Here is a 21,517-nt window from a genome sequence, read left to right on the forward strand (position 1 = left end):
GTCCGCAAACCTGCCACACGGCGCAAGGCGGGCAAGGTGGCGGCCAAGTACCGCGACCCGGACAACAAGCGCAATACGTGGTCGGGCCGCGGCCGGATGCCGCGCTGGCTTGCCGAGAAGACCAAGCATGGCCGCAGCCCTGCCGATTTCCTGATTCCCGGGTTGGGCCGGTCCGACGTTCGAAAGTCCAGCGCGATCGGGCAGAGAACCGTCTTCAAGCAGAGCTGACCCGGCGCACTTCGCTGTAGCGCATGCGCGACAGGTCGCCGGCAGCCTGCAGCGCGCCACGCTCGACCAGCTTGCGCACACGCCCTGCGTAGAACACCTCTGGAATTCCCGGCGGACGTTCGGGATCCAACGACATCGCCGTGCCCACGATATAGGCGACTTTGCGGAACTGACCGTCACAGTGGGAAAGCAGCTGCTGATCGATCCGCGCGACGTCCTCCTCGGTCAGCGCTGCGATGCGGTGCCGCTGTTCGTTGGTGAGGTGCGCATCGCAGTCCGGCGCGTCGTCAGTGTCAGCCAGCCGGCCATTTACAGCCAGCAGGCGGACCAGCACGAAGAAGCCAAAGTCTGCCAACTCCGCTTCGGACAGGCCTACCGGGTCGGCAAGCATGCCTGGTGGATAGTCCTTGAACGTAACGAACGTGCGGTGCTGCCACATACCGGCGGTGTCCGATTTCCGCAGGTCATCCATTACCACGCGCAAGCCTCCATCGGGCAGATCAGCCAGGCTGCACAGCACAGCGTTGCGAAGGGTTGCGGCGTTCTTGTGCGTGTCCATGCCGATTCTCACATTCCATGCGTAGCGGCGAACTTAGCACCGCTGCAACTGACGCGGGCGACGACTTCCTGTAAACCACTATTTTATATTAATAGTTGACAGCGTTCCCAACCCCACCCAGACTGCGCCCTCGCTCCAGCCCTTCCAAGGTCCCGCCATGGCAACCGCCATCCGCCACGACTGGCACCACGACGAACTGCAGGCGCTGTTCGACCTGCCCTTCCCGGAACTGCTGTTCCGCGCCGCCGCCGTCCACCGCGAGCATTTCGACCCGGCCCAGGTGCAGGTCTCCACGCTGTTGTCGGTGAAGACCGGTGGCTGCCCGGAAGACTGCGCGTACTGCCCGCAGGCGCAGCGCTACAGCACCGGGGTCAACGCACAGAAGCTGATGGACACCGATGCGGTGCTGGCCAAGGCCCGCCAAGCCAAAGCGGCCGGTGCCTCGCGTTTCTGCATGGGTGCAGCGTGGCGTTCGCCGAAGGACCGCGACATCCCCAAGGTGGCAGCAATGATCGCCGGGGTGAAAGCGCTGGGCCTGGAAACCTGCGCCACGCTGGGCATGCTCAGTGGCGAGCAGGCGCGCGCGTTGAAGGACGCCGGCCTGGACTACTACGAGTCGATCATCCACACCCGGCAGTACCAGGAKCGCCTGGATACGCTGGSCYATGTGCGCGATGCSGGGYTGAAGACCTGCTGCGGCGGSATCGTYGGCATGGGYGARACMCGCGMGCAGCGSGYCGGCCTGCTGCTGGCSCTGGCCACCTTGCCGGCGCATCCCGATTCGGTGCCGATCAACAAGCTGGTGCAGGTGGCCGGCACGCCGCTGCATGGCAGTGCCGAGCTGGACCCGTTCGAGTTCGTGCGCATGATCGCCGTGGCCCGCATCGCCATGCCGCATTCGATGGTGCGGCTGTCGGCCGGCCGCGAGGCGATGAGTGACGAGCTGCAGGCGCTGTGCTTCCTCGCCGGCGCCAACTCCATCTTCCATGGCGACAAGCTGCTGACCACCGGCAACCCGGAGAGCGAGCGCGACATGGCCTTGTTCGCACGCCTGGGCCTGCAGCCGATGGCGGTGCAGGTGGACGCCGACGGTCATGACCATGGCGGCACCGTGCATGCCGATATCAGCGCCGATGGCCCCGGCTGCGGCTGCGCCCACGCGGCCTGAGCCGGCGGCCAAGCAGGCGTCGCGGCAACGCGCTACCCTAGCCGCCCCGTCGCCGCATCCAGCCGCCATGGCACGCCCCGACCTGACCGCCCGCCTCCAAGCCCAGCGCGCGTTGCGCGATGCACAAGGCCGTCGCCGCCCGCGGCGCACGGTCACCCGTCGCGATGGCGTGCGCCTGGAAGTCGATGGGCGCTGGCTGACAGGCTTCTGCAGCAACGATTACCTGGGCCTGGCCCAGCAGTTCAGCGTGGTCAACGCACTGCAGGATGCCGCTGCGCGCGAAGGCGCCGGTGCCGGTGCCTCGCATCTGGTCTGCGGCCACCACGCGCTGCACGACGCATTGGAACGCGAAGTGGCCGAGTGGCTCGGTTACCCGCGTGCCTTGCTGTTCGGCAGTGGCTTCACCGCCAACCTGGCCGTGCAGCAGGCGCTGCTGGGCGAAGAGAACGATGTCTGCGTGCAGGACAAGCTCAACCACGCCAGTCTGCTCGATGCTACCCGGCTGGCCGGCGCGCGCCTGCGCCGCTACCCGCACCTGGACGCGGAAGGTGCGATGCGCCAACTCAAGCATGCGCCCGATGGCGCAGCGATGCTGGCTACCGACGGTGTCTTCAGCATGGATGGCGATATCGCGCCGCTGCGTGCGCTGTCGCTGGTCGCGCGCCTGCAGCAGGCGCTGTTCTACGTGGACGATGCGCATGGCGTGGGCGTGCTCGGCGATGGTCGTGGCGCGGTCGCCACCGCCGGCCTGGGCGTGGACGATGTGCCGCTGCAGCTGGTCACCCTGGGCAAGGCGCTCGGCGGTTCCGGCGCGCTGGTGCTCGGCCGCGAAGACCTGATCGAGCACCTGGCCGAAACCGCACGCCCCTACATCTACACCACCGCCATGGCGCCGGCGCTGGCGGCATCCGCACTGGAAGCGGTGCGCCTGGCCCGCCGCGATCATTGGCGGCGGGYGAAGCTGGCCGATCTGATTGCCCTGTTCCGCAGCGAAGCGCGACGTCATGGGCTGGATCTGATGGCATCGGAAACGCCGATCCAGCCGCTGTTGTGTGGCGACGACCACACTGCCATGGCGATGTCGCAGGCGCTGGAGCAGGCCGGCTGGCTGGTCGGCGCGATCCGCCCACCGACCGTGCCGGAAGGCAAGGCGCGCCTGCGCGTCACCTTGTCCGCGCTGCACACCACCGAGCAGGTACGCGGCCTGGTCGAAGCCATCGCCGTTGCACGCGACCGCGTGGCCTTTGCCGCGCGCGAAGTGCTGCCGCCGTCGTTACCGGCGCTGGCCTGAGTGATCGTGTAGTTCCCCATGCATATTGAAGTGACCGGCCATGGGCCGGACCTGGTACTGATCCACGGCTGGGCCCTGCAGGGCGGCGTGTTTGCGCCGCTGGTGCAGCGCCTGGCCGATCGATTCACGCTGCATCTGGTCGACCTGCCCGGCCATGGCCACAGCCGCGATGACAGCACCCCGCTGCGCCTGCCGTTCGTGGTCAATGCCATTGCCGCGGCCACGCCGCCAGCGGTGTGGTGCGGTTGGTCACTGGGCGGTCTGTTCGCGCTGCACGCGGCGGCCACGCTGCCGAAGGTGCGCGGTCTGGCGATGATCGCCGCCACGCCGCGCTTCGTGCGCGGCGATGACTGGCCGCATGCGGCGGAGCCATCGGTATTCGAGCAGTTCGGTCGTGACCTCGCGCAGGACTTCAGTGGCACCCTGGAACGTTTCCTGGCACTGGACGTGATGGGTTCGGCGCATGCCCGCGAGGAACTGCGCACGCTGCGGCAGCGCCTGGTCGAACGCGGAGCGCCCACCGAACGCGCACTGCACGAGGGCCTGCAGCTGCTGGAGAACACCGACCTGCGCGGTGCCCTGCCCGCACTGGGCAAGCCCAGCCTGTGGATTGYCGGCCAGCGTGACCGTCTGGTCTCGCCGGCGGCGATGCAGGCCGCTGCCGCGCTGGCGCCCGGGGGGCAGTCGTTGACCGTGGGTCATGGCGGCCACGCCCCCTTCCTCGGCCACGCCGATGACGTTGCAGCCGCCCTGCAACACTTCATTGCCGGCCTGTCACCGGCCGATGGCGGACAATGAGCCTTCCTAAGCTTGTGCAGGACTGACGCATGGATCTGGGCATTTCCGGCCGCTGGGCACTGGTCTGCGGCGCCAGCAAGGGGCTTGGCCTTGGCTGCGCGCGCGCATTGGTGCGCGAAGGCGTGAACGTGGTCATCGTCGCCCGCGGTGACGCTGCGCTGCAGGCCGCGGCTGAAGAACTGCGTACGCTGCCCGGTGCCGCTGGAGTGCGGGCGATCGCCGCCGACGTCACCACCGAGGCGGGCCGCGCCCAGGCGCTGGCCGCCTGCCCGCAGGTCGACATCCTGGTGACCAACGCCGGCGGCCCGCCGCCGGGCGACTTCCGCACGTTCGAGCGCGACGACTGGATCGCCGCGCTGGACGCCAACATGCTGRCGCCGATYGCGCTGATCCGCGCCACCGTGGACGSSATGATCGMGCGCSGSTTCGGCCGCATCGTCAACATCACCTCGTCATCGGTGAAGGCACCCATCGACGCGCTGGCGCTGTCCAACGGCGCGCGCAGCGGCCTGACCGGCTTCGTCGCCGGGCTGGCGCGGCGCACCGTCGTCCACAACGTCACGATCAACAAYCTGCTGCCCGGCCAGTTCGATACCGACCGCCTGCGCGCCAACTTCGCCCACGCCGCCGGCCAGGACGGGGACGTGCAGGCGGTGGCCGAACGCCGCCGCCAGCAGATTCCCGCCGGCCGTTTCGGCACGCCGGATGAATTCGGCGCCGCCTGCGCCTTCCTGTGCAGTGCACAGGCCGGTTACCTCACCGGGCAGAACCTGCTGATCGACGGCGGCGCCTACCCCGGTACGTTCTAAGAGACTTCTGCAATGCCGTCCCACTTCGATGCCCGCCATGTCCGCCGCGCCTTCGCCCGCGCCGCCACCAGCTACGACGCTGCCGCCGCCCTGCAGCGCGAGGTGCAGTCGCGGCTGCTGGAATCGCTGGACTACCTGGAGGCACGCAAGCCGGAGGTGGTGCTGGATATCGGTGCCGGCACCGGCCATGCCAGTGCGCTGATGAAGAAGCGCTGGCCGAAGGCGCAGGTGATCGCGCTGGACGTGGCACTGCCGATGCTCGACCAGGCCAAGCGCCAGGCCGGCTGGTGGAAGCCGTTCCAGCGCCTGGCCGCCGATGCCACGGCGCTGCCGTTGGCCGACAACAGCGTCGATGTGATCTTCAGCAACCTGTGCCTGCAGTGGGTGGACGACCTGCCGGCGGTGTTCGCCGGTTTCCGCCGTGTGCTCAAGCCCGGTGGGTTGCTGGTGTGTTCGACGTTCGGGCCGGAAACGCTGGTCGAGCTCAACGAGGCCTTCGCCGCCGCCGACGACCGCCCGCACGTGAGCCGCTTCGCGCAGATCGCCCAGTTCGGCGATGCGCTGATGATGGCCGGCTTCCGTGATCCAGTTCTGGACCGCGACCTGTTCACCCTGACCTACGACGACCTGCCCTCGTTGATGCGCGAGCTGCGCGCGATGGGCGCGACCAACGCACGGGTCGATCGCCGCCATACGTTGACCGGCCGGGGGCGGTTCGCGGCGGCAGCGGCGGCGTACGAACCGATGCGCCGTGCCGATGGCAAGCTGCCCAGCAGCTGGGAAGTAATCTACGCCCATGCCTGGGCGCCGGATCCGGGCGCGCCGATCCGCGAAGGTGGGCATGACATTGCTTCCGTGCCGGTGTCGGCGATCCCGATCCGGCGCAAGCAGACCTGATGTCGGCACGCGATCCGCACTGGTAGATGCCGACCTTGGTCGGCGCTGTGCTTCCCGTGCCGACCAAGGTCGGCAACTACCAAAAGCAGGTCCCGGCCAGGCGCGCGTTATGGGTAGCGCCGGGCCATGCCCGGCGAGCGCAGCGGCAGCCGCTCAGGTATTGGCCGGTGAACTCAACGGCGGCCGTACCAGGTCGCGGTGGAAGAAGTAGATCTCCTGCACCAGGAAACGCCAGCTGGTATGGAAGCTGCGGAAGCGCGTGCTGGGCGTGGACGAGGCCAACGCCTGGATGCCCAGCGCCTTGCTCAGGCGCAGCGCGCGCGCCATGTGCAGCGGGTCGCTGACGATGATCACCGAATGCAGCTTGCGCTGGTCCATCAGCCGCTTGGCCTCGACCAGGTTCTGCACGGTATTGCGCGAGGCGGTCTCGATGAGGATCGCCTCATCGGGAATGCCGTGCTTGAGCGCATAGCGCCGGGCCACCTGCGATTCCGAGAAGCGCGCACCGGTGCCGCCGTAGCCTCCGGTAAAGATCAGCAGTGGCGCGTAGCCGGCGTCGTACAGATCCAGGCCGTGGCGGATGCGCTCTTCAAACACCGGCGAGGGCTTGGCATCGTAGGCCGCCGCACCCAGCACGATGATCGCGTCCGCCTTGGCCGCCTGGTCGCGCTCGCCGACCCAGACGATCCAGGCGGTCACGCCCAGCAGCCAGATCACCAGCAGTACGAACAACCGCCACACCCAACCGAGCAGGCCGGTACGTTCGCGATGGCGGCCGCGGCTCATGGCGCTCCCCAACGCAGGGCAGGCAGATCGACATTGCCGCCGGACAGCACCAGTCCAACGCGCAGGCCGGCGAAGCGCGCAGGCTGCGCAAGCACCGCTGCCAGCACGATCGCCGAGGATGGCTCGACCACCTGCTTGAGCACGTCCCACAGCAGGCGCATCGCCGCCACGGTGGCGGCATCGTCAACCACGATGACCTCGGCGCCCGCCGCCTGCAGCAGCGCGAAGTTGGGTGCGCCGATCAGCGTGCGCAGTCCGTCGCAGATCGTGTCCGGGGTAAATGCCTCCTGGCGCTTGCCGGTCGCCAGCGAACGGGCGGTGTCGTCGGCACCGGCCGGCTCGGCCAGCACCAGCCGCGTGCCCGGGCTGGCGTGCTGCAGGGCCAACGCAGTGCCACTGGCCAGGCCACCACCGCCCACCGGCACCACCAGCACGTCGAACGGCCCCTCGCTGTGCAGCAGCTCCAGCGCGGCCGTGCCCTGCCCGGCGATCACCGCGGGGTTGGTGTACGGATGGACCAGAGTGGCGCCGGTATCGGCCTGCACCTTGGCGCAGGTGGCCTCGCGGTCGGCAATGGTGGCCGGGCAGCGCCAGAGGGTGGCGCCATGCCGGGCGATATTGGCCAGCTTGGCGGCCACGGCCCCTTCCGGCACCACCACATGGCAGGGAATGCCCCGTGTGCGGGCAGCCAGCGCCAAAGCGGCACCGTGATTGCCGGAGGAATGGGTCACCACACCGGCACCGGCGTGATCGGCATCCAGCGACCACACCGCATTGCACGCACCGCGGAACTTGAACGCGCCGCCGCGCTGCAGGTGCTCGGCCTTGAACGCCAGTTGCGCACCGGCCAACGCATCCAGCGTGCGCGAGCGCAGCACCGGGGTCACGCTGGCATGGGGCGCGATCCGCGCGGCGGCGGCGAGGACGTCATCAGCGCGGGGCAACAGTGAATCGCTCATGACGCAAGATTAACGTATGGCCCCGCGCTGGCGAGGGCGCCATCGGTCATGCCAGCATGCATGCCTACACCGCCATTCATCCTGGCCGGCGGAATTAAGGGCTGATTCAACGCCGGCGGCTGAAGCTGCCTGCATACCCGTCCTCTGGGGGGACCCATCATGAAAACGCGCCTGATGCTTGCCGGTGGCCTGCTGCTGGCCCTGACCGGTTGCACCACCTATGACTATGTCGGTGGCCGCGGCGGTGGCTACTACCACGGTGCGCCGTCGGTGGAGTACCGCTACCCCTATGGCTACCCGGCCGACTACGGCTATCCGTATTACGGCGGCGGTGGCTATTACGGCTATGGCGGCCCTTACTACCAGCGGCCGATCTACCGCCCGCCGCACCACAACCACCGCCCGCCACCGCGTCCCGGCAACGGCGGCGAAAACCGCCCGCCACCGCCGCCGCGCCAGAACAATGGCGGCTCGCCCTGGCGCAACATGGATTCGATGCGTCGACCGCCGCAGCCTGCACAGCGGGTCGAGCGCCCCTCGCCGCCGCCGCAGGCGCGTCCGGCTCCGGCTCCGCGTGCGCCGAGGATGAACAGTTCCCCCTGGCGTGCCATGGATCGTGAGAGATAGCGCACAGTTGACGCTTGTTCCATCTTGCATTTCACACGGTCCAAGCCTCAATCTACGCAGGTGGTGACGGCCAGCGTCACAAAGTGACAAAAGCGTTAAGGGCCCGTCCCAAACAGCTCTACGTCGATATCCGACAGGAACRTCTGGATCCCCCCTGTTCCGGCCCTGTCGGATGTCGGCACCTTTAAAGACGAACGGCCCCGCACTGCGGGGCCGTTTGTTGTTTGGGACACCAGGGCGCGCGGGACACTAGATCCACGCCATGCGTGGATGCCGCGTTCCCAGCCGCCCCAAAAAACAGGGCCGGACAGTCCCCCGACTGCCGGCCCCTCTGCTTCCCCACCGTGCGCCTGTACCGGCCCCTGTTCCAATTCCGGTCACCAGCGCCCGCGGCGCCAGCCACGGTGGGTGCTATTGGGTTATCTGCAAAAATCCTGCCAACTTTAGGGTTGATTTCGACGCCGGCCGGCCGGCGCCAACGTCCCTGCCCCGATTGGCGCTAAAATCGCCACCCCGGCGCCGTCTCCGGCTGCGCCTGCCCCTTGCTGAACAGCCCCCATGATCGACTCCTTCCATCGTTACGACGTCATCGTCATCGGCGGTGGCCACGCCGGCACCGAGGCCGCGCTGGCTGCGGCCCGTACCGGCGTGCGCACCCTGTTGCTGACCCACAACATCGAAACGGTGGGAGCGATGAGCTGCAACCCGGCCATCGGTGGTATCGGCAAGGGCCATCTGGTCAAGGAAATCGACGCCCTCGGCGGTGCGATGGCGCATGCCGCCGACCGCGCCGGCATCCAGTGGCGCACCCTCAACGCCTCGAAGGGCCCGGCCGTGCGCGCCACCCGCTGCCAGGCCGACCGCAACCTGTACCGCATGGCGATCCGCGCCATCGTCGAGGGCCAGGCCAACCTGACCGTGTTCCAGGCGGCGGTGGATGACCTGGTCATCGAGGGCGACCACGTGCGCGGGGTCATCACCCAGACCGGCCTGCGTTTCGATGCCGAGGCCGTGGTGCTGACCGCCGGCACCTTCCTGGCCGGCAAGATCCACGTCGGCCCGACCCAGTACGCAGCCGGCCGCATGGGCGATCCGCCCGCCACCACGCTGGCTGCACGCCTGCGCGAGCGGCCGTTCCAGGTGGACCGCCTGAAGACCGGCACGCCACCGCGCATCGACGGCCGTTCGCTGGACTACAGCGTGATGGACGAGCAGCCCGGCGACACGCCGCGCCCGGTGATGTCCTTCCTCGGCTCGGTGGATGAGCATCCGCAGCAGGTCAGCTGCTGGATCACCCACACCAGCGAGCAGACCCACCAGATCATCCGCGACGCCCTGCACCGTTCGCCGCTGTACAGCGGCCAGATCGAAGGCATCGGCCCGCGCTACTGCCCCTCCATCGAGGACAAGGTGGTGCGCTTTGCCGAGAAGGCCAGCCACCAGATCTTCGTCGAGCCCGAAGGCCTGGGCATCGTCGAGATCTAYCCCAACGGCATTTCCACCTCGCTGCCGTTCGACGTGCAGCTGGMGMTGGTGCGCAGCATCSGYGGYTTCSAGAACGCGCACATCACCCGCCCCGGCTATGCCATCGAGTACGACTTCTTCGATCCACGCGGGCTGAAGGCTTCGCTGGAAACCAAGCTGGTCAACGGCCTGTTCTTCGCCGGCCAGATCAACGGCACCACCGGTTAYGAAGAAGCKGCSGCMCARGGSCTGCTGGCSGGCCTCAACGCCGCTCGCCAGGTGCGTGGCCTCGAGGGCTGGTGCCCGCGTCGCGAYGAAGCCTACCTCGGCGTGCTGGTGGATGACCTGATCACCCACGGCACCAACGAGCCGTACCGCATGTTCACCAGCCGCGCCGAGTACCGCCTGCAGCTGCGCGAAGACAACGCCGATCAGCGCCTGACCCCGACCGGCCGCGACATGGGCCTGGTCGATGATCGTCGCTGGCGGGCCTTCGAAACCAAGCAGGCTGCCGTAGCCGCCGAGCGCACGCGCCTGGGCGCGCTGTGGGCCACGCCGGCCAATGCGCTGGGCCGCGAAGTGCAGGAAACGCTGGGCGTGGCGGTCAGCCGCGAAACCAACGTGCTGGACCTGATCAAGCGCCCGGAACTGGATTACGCGCAACTGATGCGGGTGCCCTCGCTCGGCCCGGCCGTGGCCGATGGCAAGGTGGCCGAACAGGTGGAAATCGGGGTGAAGTACGCCGGTTACCTGGATCGCCAGCGCGAGGAGATCGAGCGCCAGCAGCGCCATGAAGCAACGCCGATTGCCGGCGATTTCGACTACGCCATCGTGCGCGGGCTGTCGGCCGAAGCGCTGCAGAAGCTCGAGCGGGTGCGTCCGCAGACCATCGGCCAGGCCCAGCGCATTCCGGGCATGACCCCGGCGGCGATCTCGCTGCTGCTGGTGCACCTGGAGCGCGCACGGCGCGGACGCGTGGCATAGCCCCGATGATCGCGTGCGCCGGGCATGGCCTGGCGCTACACGTATCCGCCTGCTGCCTGTAGAGTCGATCGGCTCGACGCAACAACAGCAGGAGCTTCCTTGCATGGACGGCATCCATCCGATCGCGGCGGACAAGCGCGCCGCCATCCTGGCCACCCTGGCCGACATCGAACGCACGCACGACGTGCGCGTGCTGCTGGCCTGCGAATCGGGCAGCCGCGGCTGGGGTTTCTCGTCGCCGGACAGCGACTACGATGCACGCTTCATCTACGTGCACCGCCAGCCCTGGTACCTGAGTGTCAACGAGAGCACCGGCCCGGGCGAGGCGCAGCGCGATGTGATCGAACTGCCGATCGACGACGAGCTGGACGTCAGCGGCTGGGATTTGCGCAAGGCACTGCGGCTGGTATCCAAGTCGAACCCGACGCTGATCGAATGGCTGCGTTCGCCGATCATCTACCAGCAGAACGATGCTGCCGTGGCGCAGCTCTGGGAGGCTGCCCAGCGCTTCTACTCGCCGCTGGGCAGCTGGTGGCACTACATGAGCATGGCGCGCACCACGTACAGCCGACATCTCGGCGGCGGGGCCATCAGCACCAAGAAGTATCTGTACGTGCTGCGCGCGCTGCTGGCCTGCCAGTGGATCGAAAGCGAGTCCAGCCCACCGCCCATGGCATTCGAGCATCTGCTGGAGCGTTTGCTGCCGGATGGCCCGGTACGCGGGGCGATCGAAGCGCTGCTGGTGGTTAAGCGTGCCAGCGCCGAAGTGACGGCCGGTCCCCGCATCATCGCCATCAGCGACTACATCGACCAGGAAATGGCCACGCGCGCCGAGGCTCCGCAGTTGCCCGCCGGGCATGGCGATGGTCCATGGCTGGATGCCCTGTTCCGGCAGATGCTGGCCGAACACGCGCAGCACTAAGGGGTACAGCCGGCCGCTGGCCGGCAACCCGATACACCTTCGGCAGAACCGGACGGCACGATCATCCACGTCAGCCACCACAGCCCGTACAACAAGGCCGGCTACCCGACCCTGATCGGCGAAGGCGTCACCGTCGGCCATGGCTGCATCATCCACGCCTGCAGCATCGGCGATTACAGCCTGATCGGCATGGGCGCGTGCATCCTCGACGGTGCCCGGGTCGAGCGCCATGGCTTCGTCGGTGCCGGTGCGGTGGTCGGCCCCGGCAAGGTGGTGGGCGAGGGCGAGCTGTGGGTGGGCAACCCTGCCCGTCCGGCGCGCACGCTCAGCGACAAGGAGATCGAGTCGCTGCACTATTCGGCCGACCACTACGTGCGGCTGAAGGACGAATACCTGGGCTGAGGCCGCCTCGCCAATGGCCGGGCTCTGCTAAAGTCTGGGCCCGACCAGGAACCGTCGAGACCCCCATGCCCGTGGCTGCACGCCGGAGAGGACTCCAGCGCCCACTTCGGCGGCCATCGCGCTGATGGCCGCGCCGATGCTCGATACCTACCGCGAGGTGGTAACGCCGGAAGGTGTGYCGCTGCAGTTGCCTGCGGCCGGCCCGATGCCGCGTGCGCTGGCCTGGCTGATCGACCTGGCCGTCCGCTTCGGCGCGCTCACCGCGCTGTCCATTCCGCTGGCCCTGCTCGATGAGTTCGGCCGCGGCCTGTACATGGCGCTGATGTTCCTGCTGATGTGGGCCTACCCCATCGTCTGCGAAGCGCTGTGGGGCCGTACCCTCGGCAAGCGCGTGCTGGGCCTGCGGGTGCTCGCGCAGGATGGCGCACCGGTGGGCTGGATGGCCTCGATCACCCGCAACCTGCTGCGCACCGTGGACATGCTGCCTTTCGGCTACGCACTGGGCCTGATCAGCAGCCTGTTCGATCCGCATGGCCGCCGCCTGGGCGATCTGGTTGCCGGCACGATGGTGGTACATGCACCGCCGCATTACCTGCCGCCGCCGGCCACCATCGACAGCGCGCTGGCGCCGCCGCAACCGCTGCGGCCGGAGGAACAGGCGGCGGTGATGGCCTTCGCCGAGCGCGCGCCACGCCTGTCACCCGCACGCCAGCAGGAACTGGCCGGCATCGCCGAGCCGTTGACCAGCGCGTCCGGCCAGGTCGGCGTGCTGCGCCTGTATGCAATGGCCAACTGGTTGCTGGGACGACGATGAAGCAGGAGCAGTTCGTCGCCCGCCATCAACAGGAATGGCATGACCTGGAGCAGTGGCTGCAGCATCGCGCCGGTGCCTCGCGTCGGCGTCGGCGCAGGCCGGGCGCGGAAGAAGCCGGCGATGTCAGCTTCCCGCAGCGTTACCGACGGCTGTGCCAGCAGCTGGCGCTGGCCCGCGAACGCGGCTACAGCCCGCAGCTGGTGCAACGCCTGCAGCAGTTGATGCAGCACGGCCATGGCGTGCTGTACCGCACGCCGCCGACCCGCTGGCGGCGCGCGCTGGAATTCCTGGTTGCTGATTTTCCGCTGCTGGTGCGCAGCCAAGCGCGCAGCATGTGGGCAGCGCTGGCGATGTTCGCAGTGCCGGCGCTGGCCTGCTTCGTGCTGGTGCAGGTGTACCCGGACAGCATCCACCTGCTGATGGACAACGGCCAGATCGCCGAGATGGAGCGCATGTACGATCCATCCGCCGAGCGCCTGGGCCGCGACAGCGGCACCGACTGGATGATGTTCGGCTACTACATCATGAACAACATCAGCATCGCCCTGCGCACCTTCGCCAGCGGCCTGCTGGCGGGGTTGGGCACGTTGCTGGTGCTGTTGTTCAACGGCATCACCATCGGCGCGGTAGCCGGCCACCTGCAGCACATCGGCCATGGCGGCCCGTTCTGGCGCTTTGTGGCCGGCCACGGTGCGTTCGAGCTGACCGCGATCGTGATTGCCGGCGGCGCCGGCCTGCAGCTGGGCATGAAACTGCTGGCTCCCGGGCGGCGGCGCCGCCTGGATGCGCTGGTCGAAGGCGGGCGCATCGGCGCGCGGCTGTGCCTGGGCGTGGCCTTCATGCTGCTGCTGGCCGCGTTCGTGGAAGCGTTCTGGTCCTCCATCGCCGGCATTCCGGCTGCAGTGAAGTTCAGCGTGGCCGGGGTGCTGTGGGCCGGCGTACTGCTGTGGCTGTGGCGCGGTGGACGCGGAGGTGGCCATGCGGATTGACCACCTGGACGTGGTGCTGCGCGCGCGCAGCAGCTGGGAAGCGATGGAGCTGGGCAGCGCGCTGGCCCGCCGCCACGCACGCGGTGTGTGGGGCAGCTGGCTGCTGGCCAGTGCACCGTTGTTCGTGCTGTTCAATGCACTGGCCTGGTGGCTGGATGCCTTCGGCTGGGCGTGGCTGGCGATGTGGTGGTGCAAACCGTTGTTCGAAGGCGCACCGCTGTACGTGCTCTCGCGCGGCATCTTCGGCGAACGGGTCGGCCCGCGCGATGCGCTGCGCGCACAGCGGCAGTGGGGCGGCAGCGGGTTCTGGGGCTATCTGGGCTGGCGCCGTTTCAGCGGCCTGCGCAGCCTGTGCCTGCCGGTCAATCTGCTGGAGGGCAATGCGCCCGCCCAGCGTGGCCCRCGCCGGCGTGCAGTCGCTGCCGGCGCTGCGGGCCCTGCGCTGGTGCTGGCGGTGATCTGCCTGGCATTCGAACTGGTGCTGGTGGTGGGCGCGATCGCCACTATCTTCATCTTCATCCCGCTGGAACTGCTGCCCGAATCCTGGCGCGCAGCGTGGGCGATGGTCAGCGTGGAGGCGCCTGCGTGGGCCAAGCTTGGCCTCAACCTGTTGTGCTGGCTGGCGGCGGCGCTGATCGGGCCGTTCTACGTGGGCGCCGGCTTCGGCCTGTACTTGAACCGACGCACGCAGATGGAAGCCTGGGACGTGGAAATCGCCCTGCGCCGCCTGCGCGAACGCCTGCTGCCGGTCGCCTCTTCGTTGGTGCTGCTGTTGTGCCTGGCGCTGCCGTTGGCGCCCGTGCACGCACAGGACGCCGGCACGCCGGACGCCGCGCAGACCACCACGGCCAGCGCCGATGAAGACGCAGAAGCGGAAGACGCTGAAGAAGCCGAAGAAGCGGCCACTGCGGAAAACGATCCGGCCAATACACCGGCGCTGATCTTCGGCGACACGCCGGTGGATACCGCTGGCTTCCGCCAGGCCGTGAACCGCGCCTACGAAGATCCGCTGCAGCGGCCGACGCGGCAGGTCAGCCGATGGAAGCCGATCGAAGACGCCGCCGAGAAGCAGAAAGACAAGAAAGAGCTGCAGAAGGACAGCAGCAGCAACGCGGACCGTACGTCGCGCAAGAGCGGCCAGTTGTGGCTGGCCCGGCTCGCCGAATGGGGCCTGTGGGGGCTGTGGGGGGTCCTGCTGCTGGTGCTGCTGTTGACCGCGCGGCTGTGGCTGCCGTGGTTGCGCGGTTCCGGCCGCCGCAAGGAAAAGCAGGCACCGCAGATTACCGAAGAGCAGGTGGAAATGCCGGTGGTGCTGCCGCCGGATGTGGCGACCCAGGCCGGGCTGCTGTGGGACCAGGGACGGCCGCGGCAGGCACTGGCGCTGCTCTATCGCGCCAGCGTGCGCACGCTGGTGGAGCGCACCGGCATCGCGTTGCCGCCCGGTGCCACCGAAGCACAGTGCCTGCGTGCCTCGCGGCGCATGTCCGACAGCACCGACCGTGAACTGTTCGCGCGCATCGTGCGCATGTGGCAGTACGCCGCATACGGCGGGCGCCTGCCTACCCGCAGCGATTTCGACGCGTTGGCCAGCACGCTGCGCCAGCAGTACGGGTGGCAGGCATGAGCCCGCGCCTGTTCTGGTCGTTGCTGCTCGGCGCGCTGGTCCTGCTCGGGGTGCCGCTGACCATCCTGTTCCTGCGCACGCACGAAAAGGTGACCGAGACCATCGTGCTGCCGCCGCAGGGCGAAGCCAGCTACAACCCGCTGTATGTGCTGGGCCAGGCGCTGCGCGCCGACGGCATCGAGGTGCAGTCCCGGCAGCGGCTGGACCTGGCACAGATGCCACTGGCCGCCACCGATACGGTGGTATTGCTGCAGGATACCGCCGACATGCCGCCGCGCACTGCGCAGGCCCTGCTGGACTGGGTCGGCACGGGTGGCCATCTGCTGCTGCGCACGCAGCCACCGGCCGAGGACGATGCCAGCAGCACGCAGGGCCCCCTGCTGGACAGGATCGGCGTGGACAGCCTGTTCCATGGCAGCGACTGCCAACCCTTCCACGTGGTGGATGATCCCAGCCACGTCGAGTTCTGCGGCGGTCGGCGCTTCAGCCTGGGCTTCCAGGCCAACGCCACGGCCGAGCGCCGCTGGGGTGGCCAGGAAGGACTGGTGTTCGCGCGCCTGCCGCATGGCAAGGGCCGCATCGACGTGCTGGCGGATATGGACGTCATGCGCGGTGAAGGCCCGTCCGCATCAACACGCCGCCGCCCTGTCGACGCCGATGCCGTTGCCCGCGATGGCCTGCATGACCTCTCGCACCGCGACCTGACGCGCTACCTGCTCGATCCCAACTATGGGCGCGGCACGATGTGGCTGGTATACGGCAGCCGCCCGCCCTCGCTGGGCGCGCGCATCTTCTACCAGGGCTGGCCGCTGTGGGTGCCGCTGCTGCTGGCGATCCTCGGCTGGCTGTGGTCACGCGCGCAACGCTTCGGCAGTGCCCTGCCCGCGCCGGTGGTCGAACGCCGTTCGTTGCTGGAACACGTCCGCGCCAGTGGCGAACTGCTGCTGCGCTTCGGCCATGGCACGCGCCTGTACCTGGCCGTGCAGGCGCTGTTCCTGCACCGCTTGCGCCTGCGCGCGCCCTTGGCTGCCGCACTCGACGGTGCTGCGCGTGACCAGGCCATCGCCGCAGTGTTGCAATGGCCCGTCAGTCGAGTCGCCAGTGCACTCACTCCGCCTTCGCCGCATGATTCCTCCGCCCTGCGCGAGCGCATCCGCTTGCTGCTCCAGATGAGATCCCTGCTATGACCGATGCCCCTGAACTTCCGGCGGCCGCCACCGCCCGCCTGATCGAACGCGTCGACGCCATCCGCCAGGCCGTCGGCCACGCCTTCATCGGCCAGGCCGATGTGCTCGACCAGATCCTGGTCGCCCTGCTGGCCGGTGGCCACGTGCTGATCGAAGGCGTGCCCGGCCTCGGCAAGACCCTGCTGGTGCGCGCGCTGGCGCAGGCACTGGAACTGGACTATGGCCGCGTGCAGTTCACCCCCGACCTGATGCCCAGCGACGTCAGCGGCCATGCGGTGTACGACCCGAAGAGCGAGAGCTTCAAGATCCGTCGCGGCCCGGTGTTCACCAACCTGCTGCTGGCCGACGAGATCAACCGGGCCCCGGCCAAGACCCAGTCCGCGCTGCTGGAAGTGATGCAGGAAGGCCAGGTCACCATCGAAGGCAAGGCCTTCACCCTGGCACCGCCGTTCATGGCGCTGGCCACGCAGAACCCGCTGGAACAGGAAGGCACCTATCCGCTGCCGGAAGCGCAGCTGGACCGTTTCCTGCTGAAGGTGCTGATCGACTATCCGCAGCTGGAGGACGAGAAGCGCATGGTCGCGGCGATCACCAGCGGCCGTGCCGCCAGTGATTTCGACCTGAGCCAGGTGCCGCGCGTGCTCGGTGCCGGCGAACTGTTGGCGTTGCAGCAGGCCACCGCGGCAATCACCGTGGATGACGAAGTGATCGACTACGCGGTGCGCATCGTCGCCGCCACCCGGCAGTGGCCGGGCATCGCCGTCGGCGCCGGCCCACGCGGCAGCATCGCCCTGGTGCGTGCCTCGCGCGCGCAGGCGGTGCTGGCCGGTCGTGACTTCGTCACCCCCGATGATGTGCGCGACATCGCCCGCCCTGCCCTGCGCCACCGCATTGCATTGGCACCGGAGCTGCAGATCGAAGGCCAGGGTGCCGACGACGTGCTGGGTGCGCTGCTGGCCAAGGTGGAAGCGCCGCGCCGATGAGGCCTGCGCCGCTGCTGCTGGCGTTGTTGTTGGCCTGGGCTGCGCTGGGCGGCGTGGTGCTGGCCGGGCTGCTGCCACGCTGGAGCTGGGCGCTGGCCGGCGCACTGGTTGCGGTGGTGGCACTGGTTGATCTGTGGCGGCAGCGGCGACGACCACCGCCCAGCGTCGAGCGCGACGTGCCCGAGGCCCTGGCACTGGGCGTGCGCCGCGAGATCGGCCTGCGCCTGCAGTCCGGGCAGGCCATGCAGGTACAGGTATTCGATCTGGTGCCAGGCGGTTGGCCACTGGAATCACTGCCGCAACGCGTGCAGTTGCGGGCGGGCCATGCCAGTTCGCTGCATTACCACGTGCAGCCGCAGCAGCGCGGTCGCTTTGCCTTCGAAGGCGTGCAGCTGCGCATCCGCTCGCCATGGCGGTTGTGGTGGCAGCAACGCACGCTGCCACCGGCGCTGGAGGTGCGGGTCTATCCCAACTTCGTGCCACTCACCCGATTTGCGCTGTTCAGTGCCGACCAGGCCTCGCGACTGGTCGGTGCACATGTGAAGCGCCGCCGTGGCGAAGGCACCGACTTCCACCAGATGCGCGAGTACCGCATCGGCGACAGCCTGCGCCAGCTCGACTGGAAGGCCACCGCCCGCGCCCGCAAGCTGATCTCGCGCGAGTACCAGGACGAGAAGAACCAGCAGCTGCTGCTGATGCTCGACAGCGGCCGGCGCATGCTGGCCAGCGAAGGTGGACTCTCGCATTTCGACCATGCCTTGAACGCCTCGCTGGTGGTGGCCTACCTGGCATTGCGCCAAGGCGATGCTGCCGGCCTGTTCGCGGTAGGCGGCGAGYGTCGCTGGGTGGCGCCGCAGCGCGGCATGGACACGGTGCAGCATCTGTTGCGCGCCAGCTACGACCTGCAGCCGCAGGCCGTGGCCACCGATTATCTGGCTGCCGCCACCGAAGTCTCACTGCGCCAGCCCCGGCGCGCGCTGGTGATGCTGGTCAGCAACGTGCGCGACGAGGACATCGAAGACCTGCTTGCGGCGGTGCGCCTGCTGCAGCGCCGTCATCTGGTGTGCGTAGCCAGCCTGCGCGAGCGCGAGCTGGATGCTGCGCTGGAAGGTGAGGTACACACGGTGGAAGATGCCGCGCAGGCCGGTGCCGCCGCGCTGTACCTGCAACAGCGCGCGCAGGCGCATGACGCGCTGCGTGCCGAACGGGTGATGGTGCTGGACGTCACGGCCGATGCCCTGCCCGCCGCGCTGGTGGAGCGCTATCTGGCGGTGAAGCGCGAAGGGCTGCTCTGACCTGTCGGACCGCTGCGCTCGCCGGGCATGGCCCGGCGCTACCGACACATCGCCTTGGTAGATGCCAACCTTGGTTGGCACACAATCAACGGCGCCGACCAAGGCCGGTCTCTACCAACAGCGGTTGCCGGCCAGCGGCCGGCACTACCCCTGCAGCAAGCGCTTCTGCAGCCGCTCCACCGCACGCTGCAACAGCACGCGATGACGCGCCAGCTTCATCCACTGCGGCAGCCGCGAGAACATCGAACTGTTGCGTACGCCGCCGTGCTCACGCAGCGTAGCTGCGGCGTAGTCGTGCAGCGCCTGCAGATGCTCGGCGTTGTAGGCCCAAAGCAGACCTGCGCGGGTCGGCTCGACCAGATGCAGCGGCAGGCCGAAGTGCGGATCAGCCGGCTCGGCATCGCGCAGCGGGGTGGCCGACACGTCGACATCGCTGCTGCGCCCACATTGCCCACATCGTGCGGGAAAGGTGGCCGGCGAACGAACGCCCGACGCGATCCGGCGATGCACGTACAGCCATTGGTGCCCGCAGTACCCGCACGGCCGACGCCCCTGCATGCACACCGCGCCCACCCAGTCGCCACTGTCCAGCGCAACGCTGCAGCCGGTGCAGCGGAAACGCACCGTCCAACGGTAGGGCTGCCAGCTCGCCAGCACCCAGCCCGGCGTATCGCAGCGGTGGCAGCGCACCGCGATGCGGTCGGCGAACGCATTCAGGCCGCGACCATCGTCGAAGTGACGGCCCGGCACGGGAGCAGGACGCCCGCGCCGACCGGGCGGGCGTTGCACCGCCATCAGACGTAGATCCGCGTCGGCGCTTCGTCGATGATCGCGTGCGGCACGAAGCGCGCACTGTCGCGGGTGATCGCGCTGTCGTCCTCGCGGATGCCGATGCCGCAGGCGTGGTCGCCGATCACCCAGCTGCCGATCAGCGGGTAACCGCCTTCGAAACGGGTGAGCGGATGCGCACGCTGGAGGATCGCCGGACCGTCGTACGGACCGTCGCTGCGCTGCGTGCTGCCGTCGGCCAGGTGCATCTCGATGTTGGCACCTTCGCGCGAGAACAGCGGCTTGCGCACCCAGCCCGAGGCCAGCGCGCTGCCGTCATCGAAGTGTGCTTCCAGCAGGTTCGGATGGCCGACATTGCGCTGCCACAGCAGCGGCAGGATGCCCTTGTTGCTCAGCACCGCCTTCCATGCCGGTTCCAGCAGCTGCACGCCCGAGCCCGGCAGCGCGCGACCGAATTCCTCGGCCATCAGGTCTTCCAGCGGGTACAGCTTGAACAGCGTGCCGATGACCGTATCGTCCAGCGCGGTGAAGCGCCCGTCTTCGGACAGGCCGATGTCCTCGATGGCGATCGCCTGCCCGTGCAGGCCCGTCTGCGAAGCGCAGTCGCGCAGATACTCGACCGTACCGCGGTCTTCGTCCGAGCTCCCCACCGCRCTGAAATACAGCGGCGGCGGCAGCTGCGTGGCCAGTTCGCCGAAGCGTTCGACCAGGGCTTCATGGATCGCGTTGAACTGGTCGGCGTGCTGCGGCAGGCGGCCGGCGTTGCGCTGGTCCTCCAGCCACTGCCACTGGAAGAAGCTGGCTTCGAACAGCGAGGTCGGCGTGTCGTAGTTCAGTTCGTACAGCTTGGCCGGGCCGGTGCCGTCGTAGGCCAGGTCCAGGCGCCCGTACAGGTGCGGCTGGCGCTGGCGCCAGCTGTCGGCGATCCAGTCGCGGTAATGCGCGGGGATCGCCAGCTGGTCCATCAGGCGCTCGCTGGCGATGACATCGCCGACCAGGTCCATCGCCATCTGGTGCAGTTCGGCGCTGGGATCTTCGATGTCCTGCTCGATCTGGCGCAGGGTGAACGCGTAATACGCGCTTTCATCCCAGTACGGCTGGCCGTCGATGGTGTGGAAGCGGAAACCGGCTTCCTCCGCGCGCGCGCGCCACTGGGCGCGCTCGGCAATACGGATACGTTGCATGGGTCGATCAGCCGCCGACGCTGCTGCCGCTGCGGCGCGCACTGGTGCTGCCAAAGCCGCTGCGGCTGGCGGTCACCGCACGGTTCGGTTCGCTGCTGACCGGGGCCAGCCCGGCCTTGCCCGCGCCGATGCCGCTGGCGGTGTTCAGGCCGCCGCTGCCGCCCGGGGCAGGACGCGCCCAACCGGCGCTCTTGTCCTGGTAGGCCGGCGCCGAAGCCGGCGCCTGCGGGGCCAGGCCACCGCGGTTGCTCAGCATCTGCGACATGAAGAAGCCCATCATCATCGGACCGATGAACGAGGTGCCGGCCGAGGTGTGCTGCTGCACGCACTGCTCAGGCTTGTAATCCTGTTCGCAGGCTTCCTTGGTCGCGTACTTCGGCGCTGCGTCGGCAGACTTCTTCTGCGCCTCGGCAAACGCATTGCGGCACGCCGAAGGATCAGCGGTAGCCGTGGTGCAGGCCTCCACCGAGGTATACAGGCCTTCCTGCACCTGCACCTGCTCTTCCTTCTGGCAGGCAGTGAACAGCAGCGGCGCAGCGCTCATCAGCAGCAGCGCAGTGGTGCGGGAACGTTTCATGGCCTCATGCCTTCAAGTCGGAACAATGCCCCATCATGCCAAATCCGGGCCAACAACCGGAATCGGCAAAGTAGGAAAGATGAACGGAATTTCATTTTCGTTGTCATCCCGAGCTTGATCCACGCATGGCGTGGATCTACTGGCCCACGGCCACCTGTCGGAGGCGGGGTGGGTCCGGTTG

General features: G+C 68.4%; 21 protein-coding genes and 1 pseudogene. 16 read left to right on the top strand and 6 right to left on the bottom strand.

What is annotated here, in order from left to right; all coding sequences use genetic code 11:
- Nucleotides 1–228: H-NS histone family protein (locus AC1VAN_RS02035; protein WP_480985175.1), on the top strand; the 228-nt coding region annotated here is incomplete at its 5' end.
- Here the strand turns inward: AC1VAN_RS02035 and AC1VAN_RS02040 are convergent.
- Nucleotides 215–787, bottom strand: coding sequence for a DUF3658 domain-containing protein (locus tag AC1VAN_RS02040; RefSeq protein WP_032976865.1), 573 nt, complete (start codon nt 785–787; stop codon nt 215–217). The two genes, AC1VAN_RS02035 and AC1VAN_RS02040, sit on opposite strands and share 14 nt — an antisense overlap.
- Nucleotides 788–944: 157 nt before the next feature.
- Here AC1VAN_RS02040 and bioB point away from each other — a divergent pair, with 157 nt between their 5' ends.
- From bioB to bioC, 5 genes are all read left to right on the top strand, one after another.
- A complete protein-coding gene (gene bioB, locus AC1VAN_RS02045) occupies nt 945–1,955 on the top strand; it encodes a biotin synthase BioB (RefSeq protein ID WP_480985176.1) in 1,011 nt (336 codons plus the stop codon).
- A gap of 67 nt (nt 1,956–2,022) precedes the next feature.
- Entirely contained in the window at nt 2,023–3,246 is a 1,224-nt protein-coding gene (gene bioF / locus AC1VAN_RS02050; protein WP_480985177.1) for an 8-amino-7-oxononanoate synthase, read from the top strand.
- Nucleotides 3,247–3,264: 18 nt separating this feature from the next.
- Nucleotides 3,265–4,044, top strand: a complete 780-nt coding sequence (gene bioH, locus AC1VAN_RS02055; RefSeq protein WP_480985178.1) for a pimeloyl-ACP methyl ester esterase BioH — start codon at nt 3,265–3,267, stop codon at nt 4,042–4,044.
- A 29-nt stretch (nt 4,045–4,073) separates the two neighbouring features.
- The gene (locus AC1VAN_RS02060; RefSeq protein ID WP_480985179.1) at nt 4,074–4,853 is read left to right on the top strand and encodes an SDR family oxidoreductase; all 780 of its coding nucleotides are present in this window, start codon (nt 4,074–4,076) and stop codon (nt 4,851–4,853) included.
- Nucleotides 4,854–4,865: 12 nt separating this feature from the next.
- Nucleotides 4,866–5,750, top strand: coding sequence for a malonyl-ACP O-methyltransferase BioC (bioC, locus tag AC1VAN_RS02065; RefSeq protein ID WP_025877501.1), 885 nt, complete (start codon nt 4,866–4,868; stop codon nt 5,748–5,750).
- Between the two features lie 153 nt (nt 5,751–5,903).
- On the opposite strand, the gene AC1VAN_RS02070 is transcribed toward bioC, so the two are convergent.
- Together AC1VAN_RS02070 and AC1VAN_RS02075 are read right to left on the bottom strand one after the other, a co-directional pair.
- Nucleotides 5,904–6,536 carry a YdcF family protein gene (locus AC1VAN_RS02070; RefSeq protein ID WP_025877503.1) on the bottom strand — a complete coding sequence of 211 codons (633 nt, stop codon included), beginning with the start codon at nt 6,534–6,536 and terminating at the stop codon, nt 5,904–5,906.
- Nucleotides 6,533–7,495: a pyridoxal-phosphate dependent enzyme gene (locus AC1VAN_RS02075; protein WP_025877505.1), complete on the bottom strand. Its 963-nt coding sequence runs from the start codon at nt 7,493–7,495 to the stop codon at nt 6,533–6,535. The genes AC1VAN_RS02070 and AC1VAN_RS02075 overlap by 4 nt, the downstream gene beginning before the upstream one ends.
- Before the next feature lie 159 nt (nt 7,496–7,654).
- Here AC1VAN_RS02075 and AC1VAN_RS02080 point away from each other — a divergent pair, with 159 nt between their 5' ends.
- The 10 genes and pseudogenes from AC1VAN_RS02080 to AC1VAN_RS02125 all read left to right on the top strand — a co-directional run bounded on the left by AC1VAN_RS02080 (nt 7,655) and on the right by AC1VAN_RS02125 (nt 18,786).
- Complete coding sequence (locus tag AC1VAN_RS02080; protein ID WP_032952020.1) at nt 7,655–8,122, top strand: hypothetical protein; 468 nt, start codon at nt 7,655–7,657, stop codon at nt 8,120–8,122.
- A gap of 558 nt (nt 8,123–8,680) precedes the next feature.
- Nucleotides 8,681–10,570: a tRNA uridine-5-carboxymethylaminomethyl(34) synthesis enzyme MnmG gene (gene mnmG / locus AC1VAN_RS02085; RefSeq protein WP_480985180.1), complete on the top strand. Its 1,890-nt coding sequence runs from the start codon at nt 8,681–8,683 to the stop codon at nt 10,568–10,570.
- Between the two features lie 103 nt (nt 10,571–10,673).
- Nucleotides 10,674–11,492, top strand: a complete 819-nt coding sequence (locus tag AC1VAN_RS02090; RefSeq protein WP_478013578.1) for a nucleotidyltransferase domain-containing protein — start codon at nt 10,674–10,676, stop codon at nt 11,490–11,492.
- A 51-nt stretch (nt 11,493–11,543) separates the two neighbouring features.
- A pseudogene (locus AC1VAN_RS02095) lies at nt 11,544–11,894 on the top strand (gamma carbonic anhydrase family protein); the annotation flags it as partial.
- Between the two features lie 124 nt (nt 11,895–12,018).
- A complete protein-coding gene (locus AC1VAN_RS02100) occupies nt 12,019–12,708 on the top strand; it encodes an RDD family protein (protein ID WP_480985181.1) in 690 nt (229 codons plus the stop codon).
- Entirely contained in the window at nt 12,705–13,697 is a 993-nt protein-coding gene (locus AC1VAN_RS02105) for a stage II sporulation protein M (protein WP_312964866.1), read from the top strand. Before AC1VAN_RS02100 ends, AC1VAN_RS02105 begins: the two co-directional genes overlap by 4 nt.
- Nucleotides 13,687–15,321, top strand: a complete 1,635-nt coding sequence (locus AC1VAN_RS02110) for a DUF4129 domain-containing protein (RefSeq protein ID WP_312964868.1) — start codon at nt 13,687–13,689, stop codon at nt 15,319–15,321. Before AC1VAN_RS02105 ends, AC1VAN_RS02110 begins: the two co-directional genes overlap by 11 nt.
- A complete protein-coding gene (locus AC1VAN_RS02115) occupies nt 15,318–16,508 on the top strand; it encodes a DUF4350 domain-containing protein (RefSeq protein WP_442251319.1) in 1,191 nt (396 codons plus the stop codon). Before AC1VAN_RS02110 ends, AC1VAN_RS02115 begins: the two co-directional genes overlap by 4 nt.
- Nucleotides 16,505–17,491 carry an AAA family ATPase gene (locus AC1VAN_RS02120; RefSeq protein WP_025877520.1) on the top strand — a complete coding sequence of 329 codons (987 nt, stop codon included), beginning with the start codon at nt 16,505–16,507 and terminating at the stop codon, nt 17,489–17,491. Before AC1VAN_RS02115 ends, AC1VAN_RS02120 begins: the two co-directional genes overlap by 4 nt.
- Nucleotides 17,488–18,786, top strand: a complete 1,299-nt coding sequence (locus AC1VAN_RS02125; protein WP_480985182.1) for a DUF58 domain-containing protein — start codon at nt 17,488–17,490, stop codon at nt 18,784–18,786. Before AC1VAN_RS02120 ends, AC1VAN_RS02125 begins: the two co-directional genes overlap by 4 nt.
- A 144-nt stretch (nt 18,787–18,930) precedes the next feature.
- On the opposite strand, the gene AC1VAN_RS02130 is transcribed toward AC1VAN_RS02125, so the two are convergent.
- The 3 genes from AC1VAN_RS02130 to AC1VAN_RS02140 are packed head-to-tail and all read right to left on the bottom strand — an operon-like array spanning nt 18,931 to nt 21,336.
- Complete coding sequence (locus AC1VAN_RS02130) at nt 18,931–19,581, bottom strand: hypothetical protein (protein ID WP_442251317.1); 651 nt, start codon at nt 19,579–19,581, stop codon at nt 18,931–18,933.
- Nucleotides 19,581–20,759: a glutathionylspermidine synthase family protein gene (locus tag AC1VAN_RS02135; RefSeq protein ID WP_025877526.1), complete on the bottom strand. Its 1,179-nt coding sequence runs from the start codon at nt 20,757–20,759 to the stop codon at nt 19,581–19,583. Before AC1VAN_RS02135 ends, AC1VAN_RS02130 begins: the two co-directional genes overlap by 1 nt.
- Nucleotides 20,760–20,766: 7 nt before the next feature.
- Nucleotides 20,767–21,336, bottom strand: coding sequence for a DUF1190 domain-containing protein (locus AC1VAN_RS02140; RefSeq protein WP_032976852.1), 570 nt, complete (start codon nt 21,334–21,336; stop codon nt 20,767–20,769).
- Nucleotides 21,337–21,517: the final 181 nt, after the last annotated feature.

It is taken from the genome of Stenotrophomonas sp. 05L44_2 (assembly GCF_056665995.1).

What these genes read in the sequence shown, in the direction of transcription:
- AC1VAN_RS02040 (WP_032976865.1), bottom strand. Translation starts at nt 787, where the DNA reads ATGGACACGCACAAGAACGCCGCAACCCTTCGCAACGCTGTGCTGTGC.
- bioC (WP_025877501.1), top strand. Translation starts at nt 4,866, where the DNA reads ATGCCGTCCCACTTCGATGCCCGCCATGTCCGCCGCGCCTTCGCCCGC.
- AC1VAN_RS02070 (WP_025877503.1), bottom strand. Translation starts at nt 6,536, where the DNA reads ATGAGCCGCGGCCGCCATCGCGAACGTACCGGCCTGCTCGGTTGGGTG.
- AC1VAN_RS02075 (WP_025877505.1), bottom strand. Translation starts at nt 7,495, where the DNA reads ATGAGCGATTCACTGTTGCCCCGCGCTGATGACGTCCTCGCCGCCGCC.
- AC1VAN_RS02080 (WP_032952020.1), top strand. Translation starts at nt 7,655, where the DNA reads ATGAAAACGCGCCTGATGCTTGCCGGTGGCCTGCTGCTGGCCCTGACC.
- AC1VAN_RS02090 (WP_478013578.1), top strand. Translation starts at nt 10,674, where the DNA reads ATGGACGGCATCCATCCGATCGCGGCGGACAAGCGCGCCGCCATCCTG.
- AC1VAN_RS02105 (WP_312964866.1), top strand. Translation starts at nt 12,705, where the DNA reads ATGAAGCAGGAGCAGTTCGTCGCCCGCCATCAACAGGAATGGCATGAC.
- AC1VAN_RS02115 (WP_442251319.1), top strand. Translation starts at nt 15,318, where the DNA reads ATGAGCCCGCGCCTGTTCTGGTCGTTGCTGCTCGGCGCGCTGGTCCTG.
- AC1VAN_RS02120 (WP_025877520.1), top strand. Translation starts at nt 16,505, where the DNA reads ATGACCGATGCCCCTGAACTTCCGGCGGCCGCCACCGCCCGCCTGATC.
- AC1VAN_RS02130 (WP_442251317.1), bottom strand. Translation starts at nt 19,581, where the DNA reads ATGGCGGTGCAACGCCCGCCCGGTCGGCGCGGGCGTCCTGCTCCCGTG.
- AC1VAN_RS02140 (WP_032976852.1), bottom strand. Translation starts at nt 21,336, where the DNA reads ATGAAACGTTCCCGCACCACTGCGCTGCTGCTGATGAGCGCTGCGCCG.